The following is a 20,593-nucleotide window of genomic DNA, read 5'->3' on the forward strand; positions in this document are numbered from 1 at the left end:
CAGGTGAGATAGTGTTTTGGACTAAAATATTAATTCCTTTAATAATGACAGTTATAACAAAAAAGCTTTTTTATAGCATTATTAACAAGCCTTTGTGTTTGAAGGAAAACTATAAAAAAGTTATGATACCTGTTTGTGGTGGTATTGTATTTGTTCCTGCTTTATTTGTGTCAATTGTACTTCTCAATTTATTTGGAGTTAGAATAGAATATCAAGAGGTAATTTTATTGAGCTTATCACTGATTTCTTTTGTCGGTTTTATAGATGATGTATTAGGAGACAGAAGTGTAAGAGGGCTAAAGGGTCATATAACTATGCTTTTAAAAGGAAAGCCTACTACAGGCAGTTTAAAGGCTTTATCAGGAATTTTAATTGCTTTTTATGTGAGTTTTAATGTTGGAAAAAATAATATAGAGGAATTGATAATAAATACCTTGATAATTGCACTTTTTACGAATTTTTTAAACCTTGTAGACTTGCGACCTGGAAGATGCGGAAAAACTTTTTTGGTTATTTCTTTAATTTTTCTAATAATCGGGAAAACCCATCCCCATTTCTTAGTCTTGCTGACTATGATTCTTTTAGTGTATTTTCCAGAAGATTTAAAAGCAAATGTGATGATGGGGGACACTGGATCAAATGTTTTAGGAATGTCTTTGGGAATAAGCAGTATTCTTATTTTTGATTTATATGGCAGGTTGATAATATTGGCGTTGCTAATTTTATTACATATTTTTACAGAAAAATATTCTTTAACTGCTTTAATCGAAAAAAATAAAGTCTTAAATTACCTCGATATGTTAGGAAGAAAAGGAGAAAGATAATGTGATTAGCGTTTATTTAGCTAAAGTAAGTAAAATTGTTGCACAAAGAGAAGGTATAACTGTTGTGGAAGTTGAGTCAGAGGGAGAAAAGGCGTTAGCTTTAAATTATGACGATATAACTGGTAAAATAGAAGTAGGAGATAAAGTTTATGTAAACCGAACTGCTCGCCTTTTAAATCTTGGGACAGGTGGCTATGACTTTATAGTTGTAAATCTCAAATACTCTGAATACGATGCTGTGGGAAATGGGCATATTATGAAATTGAGATATACGCCTTTTCAGATAAATGTGTTGACTATGGAGGAGCAAAACAGTCCTTATCATACTGCTTTTGAAGAGTTTGAAAGTTTAGAAGATTTACCTGTAATAGTTGGAGAACTTCACAGTATGGTAGCGCCTGTAGCCTTAGTGCTAAAAAGTACAAATCCTAACCTTAAAATTACATATGTGATGACAGATGGAGGATGTCTGCCTATTAGTTTCAGCAATACAGTTTTTGAGCTTAAAAAGAGGGGAATAATAGATAAAACAGTTACAATTGGACATGCTTTTGGAGGAGATTATGAATGTGTAAATATTTATACTGCTTTGATAGGTGCAAAGGAAGTGTTAAAAGCAGATGTTGTTATAGTAACGATGGGACCGGGAATAGTAGGCACAGGAACCAAATATGGGTTTTCAGGGGTAGAACAAGCCCATATAATAGATGCTACAAGTAAATTAGGAGGTAAGCCTGTACTTATCCCAAGAATAGGGTTTAATGATAAAAGGCAGAGACATCAAGGGATTAGTCACCATACTATAACTGTTTTAGAGCTGTGTAACAGTTCCTGTGTTTTGACTTTTCCTACAATGGAAAGAGAAAAAGAGAAGATAATAAAAGAACAAATAATTTCGAATCCAGTATTTTCGCGATTTACAATAGAATTTGTGGAGTCTTCCATTACTAAAAGATATATAGAAGAATCTGGGCTTAAATTGACAACAATGGGAAGAAATTATGAAAGTGAGCCAGACTTTTTTAATGCTTGTGGAGCTGCAGCCCTTTATGTGTCTTTTAAATTAGTGCGAAACTGATTTGATTACTTCTCCTAAAGTTTTGTATTTTTTATTTAGTTCCTTTAATAAAAATAATAGGGTGGAAAATTTTCCAGCATAATAAAGAGTGTTTCCCACTATAATCATATTTCTCACCTCATTTCTATAGTATGTATTTATTGCTAAAATTATACATAGAAAGGAAGATGAATTTTGGAACAAAAAGAAGTTACAGTTAACACCAACAAGATTTTTGAAGGGAAAATAATAAATTTAAGAGTAGATGAGGTAAAACTGCCTAATGGAAAAGTTACTACGCGAGAAATAGTTGAGCATCCTGGCGGTGTATCCATAGTAGCAGTTAATGAAGAAGGAAAGATTTTATTAGTCAAACAGTATAGAAAACCTGCAGAGGAGTCTTTATTAGAAATACCGGCAGGAAAATTAGAAAAGGGTGAAGACCCTTTGATTTGTGCTAAAAGAGAGTTATTAGAAGAGACAGGTTATGAAGCAAGTTTTATAAAGCATTTGATTACTTTTTATACTACTCCCGGTTTTTCTAATGAAAAAATGTATTTGTATTTTGCAAAAGATTTAAAAAAATACACTGCTCAACCTGATGAGGACGAATTTTTAGAATTATATGAATATACTCCAGAGGAATTGTGGGAAATGATTTTACAAAATCAAATAAAAGATTCTAAAACGATAATTGGAATTTTATATTATTTAAAAATGAGGAGTAGCTTATGAGATTTTACGGAGATTTGCATGTTCATGTTGCAAGGAGTATAAAAGGAGCTCCTGTAAAAATTGCGGCCTCAAAAAATTTAACTGTTTTAAATATATTAGAAAAAAGTATATTAAAGGGAATTGATATAGTTGGCATTGTAGATGGCGCTTCTCCGCTTATTTTGGAGGAGCTAAAAGAATATATACAAGAAGGAATATTATTCTCCCTTGAAGAAGGAGGGCTTAGGTATAAAAATAAAGTTACTTTGATTTTAGGCAGTGAAATAGAAATTGGCAAAGAGGAAAAGGGTTCTCCTCATTTAACTTGTTATTTTAGAGATATTGAGAGTATTTCTTTGTTTTCTCAAGAAATTTCTAAATACATTAAAAATATAAATCTAAGCTCTCAACGAGTAAATCTTACAAGTGTGCAAGTTGTTGAAATCGCAGAAAAATACAGCGGGGTTGTGATTCCCGCCCATGTTTTTACTCCCTTTAAAAGTTATTATGGCAGTTCTACTGATAGGCTTAAATATGTCTTTAAAGATTTTTATCAATATATTTATGGAGTAGAGTTAGGCCTTAGCGCGGACTCTGATATGGCTGATCAGATTGAGGAGTTACAAAATAAAACTTTTCTTTCCAATTCAGATGCCCATTCTTTAGAAAAAATAGGCAGAGAGTTTAATGTTTTTGATATAAAAGAGGCAAATTTTGAGGAGATTTTGTTGGCTATAAAAAGAGAAAAGGGAAGAGAAATTGTAAAAAATTATGGCTTAAATCCTAAATTAGGGAAATACCACAGAACTTTTTGCTTGGATTGTGGCTATATTGCGAAGGAAGGACCTCCTGTAAAAAAATGCTTAAAATGTGGAAGTTCAAATATAGTTTTAGGTGTAAAGGACAGAATAGAGGAAATTAAAGATTATGATACAAAACATCCTCCTTTTAGACCTTTATATGTCTATCAAATTCCCTTAGAATTTATTCCTAATATTGGAGGTAAGACTATCGAAAAATTGGTGAATTACTTTGGAAGTGAATTGTATGCTTTGCATCATGTACCTTATGAAGAATTAGAGAAAGTGATAGGAACTTCAAAGGCATTAAATATTTTGAGAGGAAGAGAAGGGAAATTGGATGTTTCAGCGGGAGGAGGAGGAATATACGGCAAAGTTACTATAACTTAAAAGGAATATTGTCCCCTTTTGAATCATAAATTTAAATTAGCTTTATAAAAAATAGGGGGCAATATTCTTGAAGTTTTTAAAAGGAAATCTTTATTTGCATATTAAAAATAATTTTTTATTGTATGTGTTGGCTGTAATGTCTTTAATGATAGGAATAGCAGCAGGATCTTTTACTGTTAATAACCTCACTGACATACAGATGGAGCAAATAATAGGATATATTTCGAAATTTTATCAAATTGCAAAATCTGTAGACTTGAATTCTGCCCAAATTTTTAAACAATCCCTTCTAAATAATTTTGTCACTGTTTTTGTTTTATGGATTTTAGGGGCTACAATTATAGGGATTCCTTTTATATTTTTGCTTGTGGGGATAAGAGGTTTTATTTTAGGATTTTCTATTGGAGTTTTGATAAAAGAATTTGAAACAAAAGGGATACTACTCGTATTGATGGGAATTTTGCCTCAAAATATTTTTATCTTATTAGGAATCTTGTTTATATCTGTAACGGCTATTAATTTTTCTTTATATCTTTTGAAAAATCGCAAATTTTATTTAGAAGAATTAGTATCACAATTCGTATCTTATACTTTTATGGTATATGCAGGGTTTTTAGTTATATTAATAGGCTGCTTGATAGAATCTTATCTTTCACCTTATATATTACTTTTACCGATTTTTTCACCATAAAAGAAGGAAAATGACGATTTATGTTGAATATTTATAATTAATGGATTTATTATAAAAATTCAAGAATTGTAGGGGTAAAGAATATGTTAAATAATGTGGTTGGGGAGTTTTTGGATTTTTTAACAAAGAACAAAAAACTGTCAAAAAACACTCTTGAATCTTATAACAGAGACATAAACCAGTTTTTAAATTATCTCGAAGAAATCGGAATAAACTGTTATAATGTCAAAAAATCGACAATATTAAATTATCTTTACTATTTGAAGAAAAAAGGCAAATCACAAGCAACTGTTTCTCGAAATCTTTCTTCTCTTAAAGCCTTTTATCATTATTTATTTATGAAAAAGAAAATAGAAGAAGACCCAACGTACATGATTAATACCCCGAAAGTAGAAAAAAAGCCGCCTACTACTTTAACAGTTGAACAGGTAGATATGTTACTTTCACTAGATTTTGGTGATGATGAAAAAGGACTTAGAGATAAAGCTCTTATTGAATTACTTTATGCTACAGGACTTAAAGTCTCCGAAGTTATTTCTTTAAAATTAGAAGATGTGAATCTCTCTTATGGCTATGTAGTTATTCGCTCTAATAAAGAAAGAGTTATTCCAATAGGCTCTCATGCAATTGAGGCCTTAAAAAATTACATTGAAAAAGGAAGAAAAGCAAAAAATGGAGAAAATACTCTTTTTTTAAATTTGCGAGGGCAAAAACTTACAAGACAAGGATGTTGGAAAATAATAAGAGAATACACTGATAAAATTAATCCTGGCTTTCCTGTTACTCCAAATACGCTAAGACAATCTTTTGCGCAGCATATGCTTCAAAATGGTGCAGATATTCGAGCTGTTCAAGAAATGTTAGGTTATCAAACAGATTTAAATACAAATTTACTTTCTTTAATTTCAAAATCAAAAATAAAAGAAGTTTATAATAAATTTCACCCTCGTGCTTAAAAATATAAAAAGTATAATATTCACCCTCCAGCGCAAAATAAATAGTGATGAGGAGGGTGATTTTATGTTTAAAAGGCTTTTAACATTATTAGTGAGTGTGATACTAGCTATTTCTTTTGTCTTAAATGGCACAGTATATGCTGATACTTTAAATTTAAAGTCAAAATCTGCTATTTTGATAGAGGCTAATACTGGACAAATTCTTTATGAAAAAGATAGCCATAAGCCCTTGCCGCCTGCCAGTGTTACCAAAGTAATGACTCTTTTACTGGCGATTGAAGCAATAGATTCTGGTAAAATTAAAATAACAGATAAAGTTGTCACAAGTAAACATGCCTTTGATATGGGAGGTACACAAATATATTTAGAAGTAGGAGAGGAAATGACAGTAGATGATTTAATGAAGGCTATAGCGATGAATTCGGCAAATGATGCTTCTGTTGCTTTAGCTGAGTATATTGCGGGTACAGAGGAAAATTTTGTTGAAATGATGAATAAAAGGGCTAAGGAATTGGGAGCAAAAAATACTACTTTTAAAAATGCAACTGGACTACCTGAGGAAGGGCACTTGACAAGCGTATATGATATTGCAATGATTTCAAGGGAATTAGTAAAGCACGAGAGCATATTTAAATATCTAACCAATAAATTAGATTCTTTAAGAAATGGGAAATTTAGTCTCATAAATACTAATAAATTATTATGGCGCTATAAAGGAGCAGATGGTATTAAAACAGGATCTACTTCGGAAGCACTTTATTGTATGGCAGCAACAGCTAAAAGGGGAGATACAAGGCTAATAGCGGTGGTATTTGGAGCACCTGATTCTGAGACGAGGTTTAGTGAAGCGGCTAAGTTATTAGATTACGGATTTGCTAATTATGAAAGTGTAAAAGTAGCTTCAAAGGGGCAAAGTTTTGGCAATGTCAAAGTTTTTAAAGGAAAAAAGCAGGCTGTTAGTGTTGTGTGCCGCGATGATGAGTATATACTGATTAAAAAAGGAGAAGGTAAAAATATAAAAACAGAGGTGGAGCTAAAGAATGCTGTATTAGCTCCTCTGGCCAAAGAGGTCCCAATAGGCACTGTAAAAATAACACAGGATGGCAAGATTATAAAGACATTTAACATATATCCTCAGGAAGTAGTAGAAAAAGCGAACTTTTTTGAAAATCTCAATAAAGTTTTTATTGGATGGCTAAGATATCAGTAGTTTACTTAAGCACTAAACAGTTGTTTAGTGCTTTTTATATGTGCGCCCGGCATGGGCGATAGCTAGGCGGTGAAAGTCCGCTGTGGGCTTGGTAGTGGGAACCACTAGCCAAGAGCAAGGGTGTCCATCGTGAGGTGGAATCTGAAGGAAGCTTAAGGCAAAATCTCGGTCTGATGAACAAGAACCAGATAAGAGGCTGAATTGGGGTGGATGAGTTTGCGTAACAAAACGAAGTCCAACACTACCCGAATCCCATACAGTAAATCTGGCAGATATATGAGATGAAAGTTATCGTTCTTACCCGGGGAGGTCTCAAGGATAAGTCATGGAAGTAAAATCTGAAGTGACAACCCATGCAGTGATGTATGGCTGAACCTTGAGAAGTCAGCAGAGGTCATAGTACTTATCTAGACATGAATAGATAAGGAAGGACCGAACGTTAGGAGGTTTTGGAAATCTTATGGACTCGAAAGATATGCAGAGACTGCAGACAACTCAACAAAGAGGCTATCCGTTGAATAGAGAAATGGAATTTCAAAAGACAACGGAAGTGCATAGTATATCATCGGCGTCGGAAGATGGAAGAAACGAAGTACAAAGATATACCAGCAAGATGCTTGAAATGATAGTAGAACGAAGGAACATGGAAGCAGCATACAAGCGCGTTGTTGCAAATAAAGGAAGCCATGGAGTCGATGGGATGGAAGTAGATGAACTTCTACCGTATCTCAAAGAAAACTGGGCAACCATAAAACAACAACTGCTGGAGGGGAAATACAAACCACAACCAGTGCGAAGAGTAGAAATTCCCAAACCAGATGGAGGAGTAAGACTACTAGGAATACCTACAGTACTAGACAGACTAATACAACAAGCAATAGCCCAAATACTAAATAAAGTCTACAACCATACATTTTCAGATAGCAGTTATGGATTCAGACCAGGACGCAGTGCAAAAGACGCAATAAAAGCCGCAGAAGCATACATAAATGAAGGATACACGTGGGTTGTAGATATGGACTTAGAAAAGTTCTTTGACAGAGTAAACCACGACATAATAATGTCCAAACTAGAAAAGCGGATAGGAGATAAAAGGGTACTAAAGTTAATACGAAGATACCTAGAATCAGGAGTAATGATAAACGGAATCAAAGTATCAACAGAAGAAGGGACACCCCAAGGAGGGCCATTAAGTCCCCTATTAGCAAACATAATGTTGGACGAACTAGACAAAGAACTTGAGAAACGAGGGCATAAATTCTGCCGATATGCAGATGACTGCAACATATATGTAAAAAGCAGGTCTGCAGGAAACAGAGTAATGAAGAGCATAAAGAAGTTCATAGAAAGCAAATTAAAACTAAAAGTCAACGAAGCAAAAAGTGCTGTAGATAGACCATGGAGAAGAAAATTTCTTGGATTTTCATTCTATACAAAAGAAAACGAAGTAAGAATAAGAATCCATGAAAAATCCATCAAAAGGTTTAAGGAAAAAGTAAGAGAAATAACCAATCGGAACAAGGGAATAAGCATGGAAAACAGAATAAAAAGACTAAATCAAATAACAACAGGATGGGTCAACTATTTTGGATTAGCAGACGCGAAAAGCATAATGAAAACCCTTGACGAATGGATAAGGCGAAGACTAAGGGCATGTATATGGAAACAATGGAAGAAGATAAAAACGAAGCATGATAACTTAGTAAAACTAGGAGTAGAAGAACAAAAAGCCTGGGAATACGCCAATACAAGGAAAGGCTACTGGAGAATATCCAATAGCCCAATCCTAAATAAGACTCTTACAAATAAATACTTTGAAAGCATAGGTTATAAGAGTTTATCCCAAAGATATCTAATTGTACACAATTCCTAATGAACCGCCGTATACCGAACGGTACGTACGGTGGTGTGAGAGGACGCTGAATAAAATAATTATTCAGCTCCTACTCGATTTTTTAGAAAAATATCACAAAAAAGGAGGAATTTTAAAATTTACATCGAATATAATAGGGGGAGGTTGATAAAATGAGAGTAAAATTTGCAAAAAAAGAGGATACCTTGATAGTAAAAATTGAAGGTGAGTTAGACCATCATGTGGCGGAGAGCATAAAAAGTGTTATTGATGACGAGTATGAAAAAAAGTCGTGTAAAAATTTAATTTTTGATTTTAAAAATGTAAATTTTATGGATAGTTCAGGAATTGGCGTTATAATAGGAAGATATAAAAAAATCAAAGAGAATAATGGTAAGGTAGCTATAGTAAATGCCAATAAGCAATTACATAAAATTATTGAAGTTTCTGGATTGTTGCGTATAATTAAATATTATAATGACATTGAAGAAGCCTTAAAGGAAATATAGAAGGGGGATTATCATGGAATACACAAACATGATGGAGTTAAAATTTTTAAGTAAGTCGCAAAATGAGTCTTTTGCAAGGACTGTTGTTGCAGCTTTTGCTGCTCAACTAGATCCGACAATTGAGGAAATTGCAGATATAAAAACTGCTGTTTCAGAAGCAGTTACTAACTGCATAATTCACGGATATGAGAATAAAATCGGCATCATTACTATTAAAGCTTTTATTTCAGGTAACAAAATAACAATTGAAGTCATAGATGAGGGAAAAGGGATTGACGATATTGAGAAAGCTATGCAACCTCTTTTTACTACTCGCTTAGAAGAAGAGCGAGCAGGAATGGGTTTTACTGTCATGCAGACCTTTATGGATGAATTAGAAGTTGAATCAACTCCAGGAAAGGGAACTCTTGTCCGAATGACAAAGTATATAAGGTCTGATAAATGAGGTGACTTTATGAAAGAAGGGAATTTTGAAAAAAGTGATGAGAATTTGGAATTGATAAGAGCGGCACAAAAAAATGATAAAGAAAGCTTGGAAAAATTAATTTTAGAAAATAGTGGCCTTATTTGGAGTATTGTTAAAAAGTTTTCTAATAGAGGGTATGAATTGGAGGATTTGTATCAAATAGGTTGTATAGGTTTTGTAAAGGCAATTCAAAAATTTGATGAATCTTACAATGTAAAATTGTCAACCTATGCAGTACCTATAATAATGGGAGAAATTAAGAGATTTCTAAGAGATGATGGATTAATAAAAGTGAGTCGTTCTTTAAAGGAGCTTTCTACAAAAGCTTTTTATGTTAAAGAGATTTTAAGCAATGAATTAAATAGAGAGCCAACTATTAATGAAATTGCTGAAAGATTAAATGTAAGTCCTGAAGAAATTGCTATGGCTTTTGAATCGGCTGCTACTGCTGAGTCATTATATGACAACGCAACTCATGACGAAGATGACAGGCTTTTAATTGAAATGGTGAGTGAAGAGGAAAAAGAAGTTGATATAGACGATAAATTAGCTTTACAGATGGTTATAAATAAACTTAAACCACGAGAAAAACAAATAATATTTTTGAGATATTTCAAGGATATGACGCAGATGGAGGTGGCAAGTGTTTTAGGAATTTCCCAAGTGCAAGTATCTAGAATTGAGAAAAAAGTTTTACAAAAACTAAGAAAAGAATTGGAAGAAGTGTAGTATTTTAACACAAATACTACACTTTTTTTGAATTAATTTTGCTTATCTTCACATACTAATAATGGCTGGTGAAATGAAAATGAAAAAGATGTTAATTATAATCGTGGCAATATTGCTAATTTTTGCTGTTAGCTATTTTTATATGCATAAAACCAATAAAAAAATACCTGACAGTGCTGATTTGGTATATAAGGGAGGAGGAAATTGTATGGCAGTTGTGAAAGTATTAAATGTTGTAGGGGATTCAACAGTGAGCTGGGAAGATGCAATACACAAAGCTGTAGAAGAGGCAGCTAAGTCTATTGACAATATATCAGGAATTGAAGTTGTCAATCAAACAGCAAATGTAAAAAACGGTAAAATAGTAGAATATAAAGCTAATATACAAATAGCTTATAGAGCAGATAAAGAATTAGGTTGAAAATAAAGGAGCACCGTCTATGGTGCTCTTGTCATAAGGAAGGGTGAAATTAATGGAAAGAGATGTAAAAAAAGAGCAAGAATATAAAAACATAGCACAGAAATATGAGCCTAAACCTGCTTTGCTTAAAAACGTAGTAATGGCTTTTGTAGTAGGAGGATTGATAAGCGACATAGGGCAGTTCTTTTTAAATTTTTACCTATCAAGAGGTTATTCTATGCAAGATGCCAATACTCTTGTATCAATTACTATGGTATTTCTTGGGGCTTTTTTAACTGGAATTGGGGTCTATGACGATATAGGGAAGTTTGCAGGGGCAGGTTCTATAGTGCCAATAACAGGTTTTGCAAATTCTATTGTGTCACCGGCAATGGAGTTTAAAAGGGAAGGTTTTGTTTTTGGGGCGGCAGCAAAGATGTTTACAATTGCAGGACCTGTTATTGTATATGGGGTCAGTACTTCAATTATTATAGGTTTGATATATTATTTTTTAAAGTAAAAGGGGAAGTTAGATATGGCAAAAAAAAAATTAGGCACACAAACTGTTAAGTTTAAAAATCCTCCTTCTATAATAGCTGGAGGCACTATTGTAGGACCTAAAGAAGGAGAAGGACCTTTAAGAGATTATTTTGATATGATTTTAGTAGACGATACTTATGGAGAAAAAAGTTGGGAAAAAGCAGAGTCAAAAATGTTTCAAGATGCTGTAAATTTAGCATTAAAAAAGGCCAATCTCAAGATTTCAGAAATTGATTACCTATTAGGTGGTGATTTGTTAAATCAAATTATAAGTGCAAATTTTGCTGCGCGACAACTGAATGTGCCACATTTCGGATTGTATGGTGCTTGTTCTACTATGACAGAGGGATTGACTTTAGGGGCTATGCTTATTGATGGAGGCTATGCTGACTATATAATAGCGGCAACTTCCAGCCATTTTTCTACTGCAGAAAGACAGTTTAGATATCCTTTAGAACAAGGCATTCAAAGGCCTTTTACTTCACAGTGGACGGTGACAGGTGCAGGAGCTACAATTTTAGCCTCCACAGGAGAAGGCCCTTATATTACCCATGCTACTACTGGCAAAGTTGTAGATTTGGGGATGAAGGATGCCAATAACATGGGAGCGGCAATGGCACCTGCTGCAGCAGATACAATTATCACTCATTTTAAAGATACAGGTTTTACAATAGAAGACTATGACCTTATTATGACGGGAGACATGGGAAGAGTAGGGAGAGACATACTTTTAGAGTTATTATATAAAGAGGGCTATGATATAGAGAGTAAGTATAAAGATTGTGGAATAGAAATTTTTGATGAATCACAAGACGTTCACTCTGGTGGCAGCGGTGCGGCTTGTTCTGCAGTGGTTTTGAATGGATGGCTGTTATCTCAAATACAAAATGGAGTCTATAAAAAAGTTTTATTTATGGCGACGGGAGCTCTTTTATCTCCTACCAGCAGCCAGCAAGGGGAATCTATTCCTGGGATTGCCCATGCTATTACAATATCGACAACATTATAAGGAGGTCAATATGGATTATATAAAAGCGTTTTTAATGGGAGGTTTGATTTGTGCTATTGCACAAATTTTGATTGATAAGACTAAATTGACTCCTGCAAGAATATTAGTAACATATGTGACATTAGGAGCAATACTTGGAGGCCTTGGAGTTTATAAAAAATTGATAGATATAGGTGGTGCAGGAGCTACAATACCCCTTTTGGGCTTTGGAAATTCCCTTGCCCAAGGTGTAATAAAAGCTGTTGAGAAAGATGGATTGATTGGAGTTTTTACAGGAGGATTGACAGCCACTGCCGGAGGAATTTCTGCTGCAGTATTTTTTGGATACATTTTTTCTTTAATTTTTAATTCAAAGACTAAGAAATAAGTATAGGTTAATGAATTTTAACTTATACTTATTTTTTTATCTTTTCCTATGGTATAATATAAAAAGCAAGGAATTATTTTGTTGGTAAAAGGGTGATTTTTTGCGTATAGAGGTTAATGAAATAGATTTAATTAAACTGCTGAAAGAAATTTCTTTAAAAACAAAAATTAAATCTTATATTGTAGGTGGAGTTGTAAGAGACTTTTTATTAGGGGTTAAAAACCTTGATATTGATGTAGTAGTGGAAGGAGACGGTATTGAGTTTGCTTATATATTGCTTTCTTATTTAAAAGGTGATATTGTAGTGTATGAAGCTTTTAGGACTGCTACCTTAAGTTATGACGGTATTTCTATTGATGTTATATCTGCTCGTAAAGAGTATTATGAACGTCCTGCTGCACTGCCAACAATCGAATTTTCAAATATATACGATGACATGGCAAGAAGAGATTTTACTATAAACACTTTGGCTTATGATGTAATAGAAGAGAAGATTTTGGATTATTTTAATGGATTAGAGGACTTAAAAAAGGGTTTAATTAGAGTCCTTCATCCTAAAAGTTTTATTGATGACCCTACCAGAATATTTAGAGCTATAAGATATGCTACTAGATATTCTTTTGAGATCGAAGAAAAGACGCATAATTTGATGAAGGAATCGATAGAAAATATCAGACTTTTGTCTGCTGATAGAATAAGGAATGAAATCTTTTTAATTTTAAAAGAAAGTAAAGCCAAAGAGATGATTGATAAGCTTATTTATTACAGTATTGATAAAGTTATTTTTGATGGAATTACACTTAATACTCAACATCTCGATACAGTATATGTAAATTTAGAAATTGAATTATACAGATTTTTAGTGCTTTTTTACTATCTAAAAGAAAAAGATATTAATGAAATTGAAAAGAGGTTGCGAATAAATAAAATTTATCTCAAGGCTTTAAAAGACTTGGTTTTTTTGAGAGAGCAACTCAATTGCCAAAATAAAAATATCAGAAAAATAAGAGAAACTATAGAAGAAACAAAAGAAGAAGTTTTAAAAGCTATTGAAGTAATGGAAGGAGAAAAAGCCGAAAAAATTATAAAGGGGAAATTGACTGTAAAGGGAAAAGACATAGAAAATTTAGGACTTCCTCCCGGTTCTTTATATGGGGAATTAATGGATAATGTGTTTGAGGCGAAAATTAATGGAATTATTGCTACAAGAGATGAAGAAATTGCATTTTTGAAAAAACTGATAGAAAAATTAAAGAAAGGAGAATAAATTTGATAGATTTTATAGATTTTTTATATAGAATACCTGCACTTCTTATTGCGATGAGTTTCCACGAATTTAGCCATGGTTATGTGGCAGATAAATTGGGGGACCCTACTCCAAGGCAAAGTGGTAGGCTTACATTAAATCCGTTAGCTCATATTGACCCCCTTGGTCTTTTAATGCTTTGGCTTTTAAGGTTTGGGTGGGCGAAACCTGTTCCTATTAATCCTTTATATTTTAGAGATAGAAAAAAAGGTGTATTGCTTGTATCCTTAGCAGGCCCTCTTTCCAACGTCTTGTTGGCTATCGTTTCTCGAATATTGATGATAGCATTTAAAGATGTTCCAATACTGTATCCACTTTTATATCTATTGTACATTTACAATTTAATTTTTGCTGTTTTCAATATAATACCGGTGCCGCCTTTGGATGGTTCAAAAGTACTGTGGAGTTTGTTACCCCCAAGAGAAGCTTATATGATTTCTCAATATGAAATGTATGGACAGGTTATTTTGCTCCTTCTTGTTTTCACTGGGGTTATAGGACAAATCATGGGGCCTCTTATGAATGCTTTGGACTCTTTTATAACTCTTATTTTAAAGCCTTTTGGGGTGTGAAGATGTACAACGTAAAATTAGAAGTGTTTGAAGGACCTTTTGATTTGCTTTTTCACCTTATAGAAAAAAATGAAATTGATTTGATGGATATCCCGATTTCAGTTATTTTAGATCAATATATGGAATATATTAAAACTTTGCAGGAAATGGATTTAAATGTGGCATCAGAATTTATTGTAATGGCAGCTACTTTATTAGAAATTAAATCTAAAATGTTGCTTCCCAAACAGCAGTTTGAGGGACAACAATTAGAAATGGAAGAAGTAGACCCAAGAGAAGAATTAGTAACTAAATTGATTGAGTACAAGAAATATAAAATTATTGCCCAGACTTTTAAAGAAATGTGCAAAATTGGTTCTCGTTTTTTTAGAGAAGAGTCTGAAGTAAAATATATAGATAAAAAAATTGCTTTAAACTACTCTAGTGAAGATATATATAAAGCGTATCTTAAAGTTATTTCAAAAAATAACGCCAGAGAAAATGAAATAGAAATAAAAAAAGATGAATATACTGTAGAGAATAAGATTAAAGAGTTATTAGTGAAATTAGTAAAAAAGCCTTTCCTTTGGTTTAGTGAACTTATTAAGAAAAGTCGAGCAAAAGGAGAAATTATTGTTTCTTTTATCGCTGTTTTAGAGTTAGTGAGATTAAATAGAATTATAGCGGAACAAAAGACTACTTATGGGGATATACTTATTAAATCCTTTAGGAAAGGAGAAAAAAATGAGCAATGAAGGAAAAATAGAAGCTATATTGTTCGCAGCAGGGGGACCAGTAAAATTAAAAACCTTATCCGAAGTAGTAGGACTTTCTCAAGAGGAAATAGTAGATGTTGCAAACAAATTAAAAGAATATTACGACCGAGAAAATCGCGGTTTAGATATTATATTTTTTGAAGATAAAGTTCAAATGTGTACAAATGATAATTATGGAGAAATAGTTAGACAAGCTTTGGGATTAGAAATAAAACAAGGACTTTCTCAAGCAGCATTAGAGGTTTTGGCTATAATAGCTTATAATCAACCTATTACAAGGGCAGAAATTGAAAGAATAAGGGGTGTAAAAAGCGATAAAGCTATAAATACTTTGCTGGAGTATAATTTGATCAAAGAAAGCGGAAGGGCTTTATCTCCTGGTAGGCCAATACTGTATACTACTACAGAAGATTTTTTAAAGTATTTTGGAATTAAATCTTTAAAAGAGTTACCGCAAATTGAAATCACACCTTAAGGGAGGATTATATATGAAACGAAATATTGCGTCTCTACTTTTAATAGGGCTTGCTTTTACATTTCTTTCAACCACTTTTGCCTTTGCAAATGAAAAGGAGAATGAAGGTAAAAAAGCAGGTGCTCTTTTATAAAGAGTTAACCTGCTATATTTATATTATTATAAGTACAATTTTACATAGAAGTTTTCTACAATTGTACTTGCTATTTTTTCAAAAAGAGGTTATCATATATCAAGATACTATATTTCCTTTATATGGATAAAAATACAATATAGGCAGTTTTTTAATAACTATCAATTTTTTTACCAAAACTATAATAAAGACCTAAATCTTGCTTAGAAAAGGCTTATAAACAGCGTGATATGAGGTGAAATGATGAAATATTTGTCTGTTTTTTTTATAATCCTTATTTTTTTGATTTTACTGTATTTTTTGCCTCTTAAAATTAAAGTAAAAGCGAATAAAGAGGAGAAAAATATTTCCCTGGAAATAGCAGCTAATATATTTTTTGTAAATTTTTTGACCTTTAAATTACAGAAAGAGCCTGAAAAAGAGGAATTGTATTTTAAAATTTTTGGCATCCAGATACTTAAAAGTGCAGGAACAAAAAAATTAGAAAGAACTAAAAAAGAGAGAAAATTTTCGACTTTAGATATAGGATATAAAGATTTTTTTAAGATTATAGAATTTTTAAAAGATGTGCTAAAAGATACTATTGTTTATAAATTTTATTTAAATTTAAAAATTGGCTTAGAAGATGCAGCTTGGACTGCTATCTTGAACGGCTCTTTATGGGGAATAATATATACAGCTCTTATGCCGATATATAATAATGCTACTTTTACTAATGCACCGGAGGTTTATATCACACCTTACTATGGTCAGAATAAGTTAGAAGGAAATTTAATTTGCATATTTAAAATAACCTGTGGTAATATTATTATTAATGGAATAAAGTTTTTGGGTAGTTTAAATGGGAGGTGAAAATAAATGAGTGACCACCCAATCGATGCTTTGATGAAAACGACCATGGAAAGCTTAAAAGACATGATAGATGTCAATACAATAGTAGGAGATGCTGTAGAAACTCCTGATGGAACGATAATAATCCCTATCTCTCGTGTGACCTTTGGCTTTGCTGCTGGAGGCGGTGAAATTAACTTGCCAAAGAATGATAAAAAAGGTACAGAACAAGATTCATCTCAAAACATGCCCTTTGCCGGTGGCAGTGGCGCAGGGGTTTCTGTACAACCCGTTGCCTTTATGGTGGTTGGCCAAGGGCAAATCAGACTCTTGCCAGTTACTCAAAGTGCTATGCTAGAGAGAATAATAGATTTGACGCCTAAATTGATAGAAGAAATACAAAACTTGTTCAATAAAGGTAAGTCGACAAAAAAGGTACAAAATCCAACAATAAATAACAATGCTGATATTTAAAAAGTGGGGAATCCCACTTTTTTGTATATAAAGGAGGCATAAAATGAAAAAATTTATACTTTATCTTTTTATTTTGTTGTATTTTATGTCTTCTGTAAAAGTGTATGCTGAGAGCTATCCTTCTATCTCTGCTAAAGCAGCAATTGTAATGGACCAAGAGACAGGGAGAGTGTTATATGAAAAAAATTCTCATGAAAAGCTGCCAATGGCAAGCACTACAAAAATAATGACTTTGTTGGTGGCTTTAGAAAAAGGTAATTTAAATGATATTGTAACTGTCAGCAAAAGGGCTGCAAGCGTTGGAGGTTCATCTATTTGGCTTTCGCCAGGAGAAAAAATTGATATGGAAAGCTTACTTTTTGGACTTATGTTAAACTCAGGGAACGATGCCGCCACAGCTATTGCGGAACATATAGGTGGTAGTGTAGAAAGTTTTGTCGAAATTATGAACCAAAAAGCAAAAGAAATAGGGGCATATAACACCCATTTTGTAACACCTTCTGGTTTAGACATTGGCATTGATGACCATTATACTACTGCTTATGATTTAGCTTTAATAACAAGGTATGCTTTTAGATATCCTAAATTTGCAGAGATTGTATCAACAAAAGAAAAGACAATTCCTTGGGAAGGGAAAGAATGGGATAGATATTTGAGGAATAAAAATAAGCTCTTATGGATATACGAAGGAGCAGATGGAGTAAAAACTGGATTTACTAATAAAGCAGGTAGGTGTCTTGTATCTTCTGCTACAAGAGAGGGAAGGAGATTTATTGCAGTTGTTTTAAATAGTCCTCCTATGTGGGAAGATTCCATGAAAATATTAGATTATGCTTTTTCAAAGTACAAACCCTATAAAGTTTTAGAAAAAGGGGAGTTAATTAAGAAGGTAAAAGTAGAAGGTGGGAAAGAAAATACTGTATCAGTTGTAAGTGAGAAAGCATGTGTTATTCCAGCATTAGAAGAGGAGAAGCAGAATGTGAATTTAGAATTTTATCTTCCCAAAAGTGTCAAAGCTCCTGTTGAAAAAGGCGAAAAAATAGGTTATGTGACAGTAAAGATAGGAGAAGAAAAAGTTTGTGATGTCAGTTGTGTAGCCTTAAAGAAAGTAGAACAAGAAGATTTTGGTTACAATTTTCAAAAGATAATAAAAAATTGGTTAAAGGTGTTGAATCCCTCTTGAATATGACTCAAGAGGGTTATTTGTTTTGTAATAGTTTTTAAGTTTGAAGAATATTTTATTAGTGTGAAATTGGAGGTGAGATAAATTGGCAAATAGATTAGAATGCATTGACGCTGGTACTGATTATTGTCCTTGCTATTTGGCTGAATTAAATGAGTGCATAGTATGTTCACAACTTCAGGGGAAAAATTTTTGCGATTGTAATTGGCGAGGAGTTTGTATCTTTCAGGAATTTGTTTGGGCAGGATACAAGGCTAAAGCTACCCGCAGCACAATTTTTTCTAAAGTGTTAAAAAGGGAAGAAATTAACGAAGAAGTTATAATTTTGACTCTTAAAGTACCAAATAAGATGGCACGAGATTTGAATGAACCAGGTTCTTTTGTTTTTTTAAGAGGAATTTCAAGCCCACCTTTTTTTGATACTCCTATGTCAGTAATGTATGCAGACGAGCTTGAAGGAATAATCAAGATAGCTATACAAGTAAGTGGTCCAAAAACAAAATTGATTCAAAAAGCTGAGGAAGGAGAAGAGGTTTATTTAAGAGGGCCTTATTGGAATGGGCTTTTAGGTCATAGGTATATTAAAGGAATTCACAATTCTAAGGCTTTAGTTGTTTTGAGAGGAATTGCACAAGCTCCGGGGGTAATTGTTATTTCAAAACTAATAAACAACAAAAACAAAGTTATTGCTATCGTAGACAAAGGAAAAGTAGGAGTAAATTTTATAAATGACTATTTGAAAGAGTTTAATATAATGATAATTGAAACAGACCTTTTAAGCGAAGAAGGAGAAAGAATTTTAAAGGAGTTAATTAAAGATAAAAAAATAACGGTTGTATATAGTGGAGGCTCTGATGAACAGCATGTAAATATTTTAAATTATTTGGACTTATATAATCAAGAAGCCTATTTAGCGGTTTCAAACAATAATACTATATGCTGTGGTGAAGGGATATGTGGTAGTTGTGAAGTTCAGATAGGATACCAAAAAGTAAGAACCTGTAAGGTTCAAGTGGATATTAGAAAAGCTTTGGAAAGGAAGATGTTACATGGTTAAAGTTGTTGTAATAGGTGGAGGTTGGGCTGGTTGTGCAGCTGCTTTAACGGCTCGAAAAGCAGGGGCGGAAGTAGTGCTTTTAGAAAAGACTGATATGCTTTTGGGATGCGGACTTGTAGGAGGTATAATGAGAAATAACGGGAGATATACTGCTGCAGAAGAACTTATATATTTGGGTGGAAATGAACTTATTGAAATAACAGATAAGGCAGCAAGACATGTAAATATCAACTTTCCTGGCCATGCTCATGCAAATCTGTATGATGTGACAATGGTAGAACCAATGATTAGAAAAATGTTACTTGAAAAAGGGGTTACTATTAAGCTGATGACAAGAGCTACAGATGTTGTGATGGAAAGCAAAAAAAGAATAAAAGGAATAGTTTTAGCAGATGATACTATAGAGTATGGAGATGTTTTTATAGAAACTACTGGTTCTACAGGACCTATGGGCAATTGCCTAAGATATGGAAACGGATGTGCTATGTGTATTTTAAGGTGCCCTTCTTTTGGTCCTCGAATTAGCATAAGTTATAGGGCAGGGGTAGAAGACCTTTTAGGAATGAGGGCAGATGAAGTTTATGGTGCTTTTAGTGGTTCATGTAAATTAAATAAAGAATCTTTAAGCAAAGAGATAAGAGAAAAGCTGGAAAGAGATGGAGTAGTAGTATTGCCTGTGCCTAAAGAAGATATTAACATGGAAAAATTGAATTTGAAGGTGTGTCAACAATATGCATTGCCAGAATACGCAGAAAATGTTATACTATTAGATACTGGTTATGTAAAGCTCATGACTCCTTTTTATCCATTAGAAAAACTTAGAAAAATTCCTGGCTTAGAAAGAGCACGTTATGATGACCCCTATTCTGGAGGAAAAGCTAATTCTGTAAGATATTTGTCAATGGCACCGCGAGATAATACAATGAAAGTTATAGGTTTAGAGAATTTATTATGTGCAGGGGAGAAGTCTGGCTTGTTTACTGGGCATACTGAGGCAATGGTGACAGGATGTCTTGCTGGACATAACAGCGTAAGATTAGCTCTTGGCATGCCTCTTTTGGAGTTACCAAGGAATTTAGCTTCTGGTGATTTGATAGCATATGCTAATGAAAGCATAAAGACGAAAGAAGGCTTGAAAAAGAGGTATACTTTTGCAGGGGCAGAATATTTTGAGAGGATGAAACAATTAGGCCTTTATACTACTGATACCAACTTGATAAAAGAAAGGATCATGAGAAATAATTTATTAAAAATTTATGACGAAAAACTTGTATAAACGAAAAAATGGGTGAA

General features: G+C 33.1%; 24 protein-coding genes. All 24 read left to right on the forward strand.

Going from position 1 to position 20,593, the window contains the following annotated elements; genetic code table 11:
* Window positions 1–11 precede the first annotated feature (11 nt).
* The 24 genes from EB239_RS09000 (at window position 12) to EB239_RS09120 (ending at window position 20,576) form a co-directional block, all read left to right on the forward strand.
* On the forward strand, window positions 12–824 hold the full coding sequence (locus EB239_RS09000) for an MraY family glycosyltransferase (protein ID WP_003871241.1): 813 nt from the start codon (window positions 12–14) through the stop codon (window positions 822–824).
* A gap of 1 nt (window position 825) precedes the next feature.
* Entirely contained in the window at window positions 826–1,902 is a 1,077-nt protein-coding gene (locus tag EB239_RS09005) for a DUF3866 family protein (RefSeq protein WP_003871242.1), read from the forward strand.
* A 174-nt stretch (window positions 1,903–2,076) separates the two neighbouring features.
* Window positions 2,077–2,616: an NUDIX hydrolase gene (locus tag EB239_RS09010; RefSeq protein WP_003871244.1), complete on the forward strand. Its 540-nt coding sequence runs from the start codon at window positions 2,077–2,079 to the stop codon at window positions 2,614–2,616.
* Window positions 2,613–3,785 (forward strand): endonuclease Q family protein, encoded by a 1,173-nt coding sequence (locus EB239_RS09015; RefSeq protein WP_003871245.1) that lies wholly within the window; start codon window positions 2,613–2,615, stop codon window positions 3,783–3,785. The genes EB239_RS09010 and EB239_RS09015 overlap by 4 nt, the downstream gene beginning before the upstream one ends.
* A 67-nt stretch (window positions 3,786–3,852) precedes the next feature.
* Entirely contained in the window at window positions 3,853–4,476 is a 624-nt protein-coding gene (spoIIM, locus tag EB239_RS09020) for a stage II sporulation protein M (RefSeq protein ID WP_003871246.1), read from the forward strand.
* Window positions 4,477–4,559: 83 nt separating this feature from the next.
* Window positions 4,560–5,432, forward strand: a complete 873-nt coding sequence (locus EB239_RS09025; protein WP_003871247.1) for a site-specific tyrosine recombinase — start codon at window positions 4,560–4,562, stop codon at window positions 5,430–5,432.
* Window positions 5,433–5,496: 64 nt separating this feature from the next.
* Window positions 5,497–6,642, forward strand: a complete 1,146-nt coding sequence (locus tag EB239_RS09030; protein ID WP_003871248.1) for a D-alanyl-D-alanine carboxypeptidase family protein — start codon at window positions 5,497–5,499, stop codon at window positions 6,640–6,642.
* 460 nt (window positions 6,643–7,102) lie between these two features.
* On the forward strand, window positions 7,103–8,515 hold the full coding sequence (gene ltrA / locus EB239_RS09040) for a group II intron reverse transcriptase/maturase (RefSeq protein WP_129545087.1): 1,413 nt from the start codon (window positions 7,103–7,105) through the stop codon (window positions 8,513–8,515).
* Between the two features lie 152 nt (window positions 8,516–8,667).
* Window positions 8,668–9,003: an anti-sigma F factor antagonist gene (gene spoIIAA, locus EB239_RS09045; RefSeq protein ID WP_003870634.1), complete on the forward strand. Its 336-nt coding sequence runs from the start codon at window positions 8,668–8,670 to the stop codon at window positions 9,001–9,003.
* Between the two features lie 13 nt (window positions 9,004–9,016).
* Window positions 9,017–9,448 (forward strand): anti-sigma F factor, encoded by a 432-nt coding sequence (spoIIAB, locus tag EB239_RS09050; protein ID WP_003870635.1) that lies wholly within the window; start codon window positions 9,017–9,019, stop codon window positions 9,446–9,448.
* Window positions 9,449–9,457: 9 nt separating this feature from the next.
* Window positions 9,458–10,198, forward strand: a complete 741-nt coding sequence (gene sigF / locus EB239_RS09055; protein WP_003870636.1) for an RNA polymerase sporulation sigma factor SigF — start codon at window positions 9,458–9,460, stop codon at window positions 10,196–10,198.
* A 61-nt stretch (window positions 10,199–10,259) separates the two neighbouring features.
* Entirely contained in the window at window positions 10,260–10,619 is a 360-nt protein-coding gene (locus EB239_RS14710) for a dodecin family protein (RefSeq protein WP_003870637.1), read from the forward strand.
* Window positions 10,620–10,671: 52 nt separating this feature from the next.
* Window positions 10,672–11,118 carry a stage V sporulation protein AC gene (gene spoVAC, locus EB239_RS09065; RefSeq protein WP_003867999.1) on the forward strand — a complete coding sequence of 149 codons (447 nt, stop codon included), beginning with the start codon at window positions 10,672–10,674 and terminating at the stop codon, window positions 11,116–11,118.
* A 15-nt stretch (window positions 11,119–11,133) separates the two neighbouring features.
* Window positions 11,134–12,147 carry a stage V sporulation protein AD gene (gene spoVAD, locus EB239_RS09070; protein WP_003870638.1) on the forward strand — a complete coding sequence of 338 codons (1,014 nt, stop codon included), beginning with the start codon at window positions 11,134–11,136 and terminating at the stop codon, window positions 12,145–12,147.
* Between the two features lie 10 nt (window positions 12,148–12,157).
* Window positions 12,158–12,514: a stage V sporulation protein AE gene (gene spoVAE, locus EB239_RS09075; RefSeq protein WP_003867997.1), complete on the forward strand. Its 357-nt coding sequence runs from the start codon at window positions 12,158–12,160 to the stop codon at window positions 12,512–12,514.
* 100 nt (window positions 12,515–12,614) lie between these two features.
* On the forward strand, window positions 12,615–13,781 hold the full coding sequence (locus tag EB239_RS09080; RefSeq protein ID WP_003870639.1) for a CCA tRNA nucleotidyltransferase: 1,167 nt from the start codon (window positions 12,615–12,617) through the stop codon (window positions 13,779–13,781).
* Between the two features lie 2 nt (window positions 13,782–13,783).
* A complete protein-coding gene (locus tag EB239_RS09085; protein WP_003867995.1) occupies window positions 13,784–14,392 on the forward strand; it encodes a site-2 protease family protein in 609 nt (202 codons plus the stop codon).
* A 2-nt stretch (window positions 14,393–14,394) separates the two neighbouring features.
* On the forward strand, window positions 14,395–15,126 hold the full coding sequence (locus tag EB239_RS09090) for a segregation and condensation protein A (protein WP_042835540.1): 732 nt from the start codon (window positions 14,395–14,397) through the stop codon (window positions 15,124–15,126).
* A complete protein-coding gene (scpB, locus tag EB239_RS09095) occupies window positions 15,116–15,622 on the forward strand; it encodes an SMC-Scp complex subunit ScpB (protein ID WP_003870641.1) in 507 nt (168 codons plus the stop codon). The genes EB239_RS09090 and scpB overlap by 11 nt, the downstream gene beginning before the upstream one ends.
* A gap of 376 nt (window positions 15,623–15,998) precedes the next feature.
* A complete protein-coding gene (locus EB239_RS09100; RefSeq protein ID WP_003870643.1) occupies window positions 15,999–16,607 on the forward strand; it encodes a DUF2953 domain-containing protein in 609 nt (202 codons plus the stop codon).
* Window positions 16,608–16,613: 6 nt separating this feature from the next.
* Window positions 16,614–17,060 (forward strand): GerW family sporulation protein, encoded by a 447-nt coding sequence (gene ytfJ, locus EB239_RS09105; RefSeq protein ID WP_003870644.1) that lies wholly within the window; start codon window positions 16,614–16,616, stop codon window positions 17,058–17,060.
* A gap of 43 nt (window positions 17,061–17,103) precedes the next feature.
* Window positions 17,104–18,243, forward strand: coding sequence for a D-alanyl-D-alanine carboxypeptidase family protein (locus EB239_RS09110; protein WP_003870645.1), 1,140 nt, complete (start codon window positions 17,104–17,106; stop codon window positions 18,241–18,243).
* A gap of 85 nt (window positions 18,244–18,328) precedes the next feature.
* Entirely contained in the window at window positions 18,329–19,300 is a 972-nt protein-coding gene (locus EB239_RS09115) for a sulfide/dihydroorotate dehydrogenase-like FAD/NAD-binding protein (RefSeq protein WP_003870646.1), read from the forward strand.
* Window positions 19,293–20,576, forward strand: coding sequence for an FAD-dependent oxidoreductase (locus EB239_RS09120; RefSeq protein ID WP_003870647.1), 1,284 nt, complete (start codon window positions 19,293–19,295; stop codon window positions 20,574–20,576). The genes EB239_RS09115 and EB239_RS09120 overlap by 8 nt, the downstream gene beginning before the upstream one ends.
* Window positions 20,577–20,593: the final 17 nt, after the last annotated feature.

Source organism: Thermoanaerobacter ethanolicus JW 200 (assembly GCF_003722315.1).
Lineage (GTDB): Bacteria > Bacillota > Thermoanaerobacteria > Thermoanaerobacterales > Thermoanaerobacteraceae > Thermoanaerobacter > Thermoanaerobacter ethanolicus.

Excerpts from the sequence above, each read along its gene's own strand:
- spoVAD (WP_003870638.1), top strand. The coding sequence starts at position 11,134 with ATGGCAAAAAAAAAATTAGGCACACAAACTGTTAAGTTTAAAAATCCT.
- spoVAC (WP_003867999.1), top strand. The coding sequence starts at position 10,672 with ATGGAAAGAGATGTAAAAAAAGAGCAAGAATATAAAAACATAGCACAG.
- EB239_RS09100 (WP_003870643.1), top strand. The coding sequence starts at position 15,999 with ATGAAATATTTGTCTGTTTTTTTTATAATCCTTATTTTTTTGATTTTA.
- EB239_RS09090 (WP_042835540.1), top strand. The coding sequence starts at position 14,395 with ATGTACAACGTAAAATTAGAAGTGTTTGAAGGACCTTTTGATTTGCTT.
- EB239_RS09025 (WP_003871247.1), top strand. The coding sequence starts at position 4,560 with ATGTTAAATAATGTGGTTGGGGAGTTTTTGGATTTTTTAACAAAGAAC.
- EB239_RS09015 (WP_003871245.1), top strand. The coding sequence starts at position 2,613 with ATGAGATTTTACGGAGATTTGCATGTTCATGTTGCAAGGAGTATAAAA.
- spoVAE (WP_003867997.1), top strand. The coding sequence starts at position 12,158 with ATGGATTATATAAAAGCGTTTTTAATGGGAGGTTTGATTTGTGCTATT.
- scpB (WP_003870641.1), top strand. The coding sequence starts at position 15,116 with ATGAGCAATGAAGGAAAAATAGAAGCTATATTGTTCGCAGCAGGGGGA.
- spoIIAB (WP_003870635.1), top strand. The coding sequence starts at position 9,017 with ATGGAATACACAAACATGATGGAGTTAAAATTTTTAAGTAAGTCGCAA.
- EB239_RS09120 (WP_003870647.1), top strand. The coding sequence starts at position 19,293 with ATGGTTAAAGTTGTTGTAATAGGTGGAGGTTGGGCTGGTTGTGCAGCT.
- EB239_RS14710 (WP_003870637.1), top strand. The coding sequence starts at position 10,260 with ATGGCTGGTGAAATGAAAATGAAAAAGATGTTAATTATAATCGTGGCA.
- EB239_RS09030 (WP_003871248.1), top strand. The coding sequence starts at position 5,497 with ATGTTTAAAAGGCTTTTAACATTATTAGTGAGTGTGATACTAGCTATT.
- ltrA (WP_129545087.1), top strand. The coding sequence starts at position 7,103 with ATGGACTCGAAAGATATGCAGAGACTGCAGACAACTCAACAAAGAGGC.
- EB239_RS09110 (WP_003870645.1), top strand. The coding sequence starts at position 17,104 with ATGAAAAAATTTATACTTTATCTTTTTATTTTGTTGTATTTTATGTCT.
- sigF (WP_003870636.1), top strand. The coding sequence starts at position 9,458 with ATGAAAGAAGGGAATTTTGAAAAAAGTGATGAGAATTTGGAATTGATA.
- spoIIAA (WP_003870634.1), top strand. The coding sequence starts at position 8,668 with ATGAGAGTAAAATTTGCAAAAAAAGAGGATACCTTGATAGTAAAAATT.
- ytfJ (WP_003870644.1), top strand. The coding sequence starts at position 16,614 with ATGAGTGACCACCCAATCGATGCTTTGATGAAAACGACCATGGAAAGC.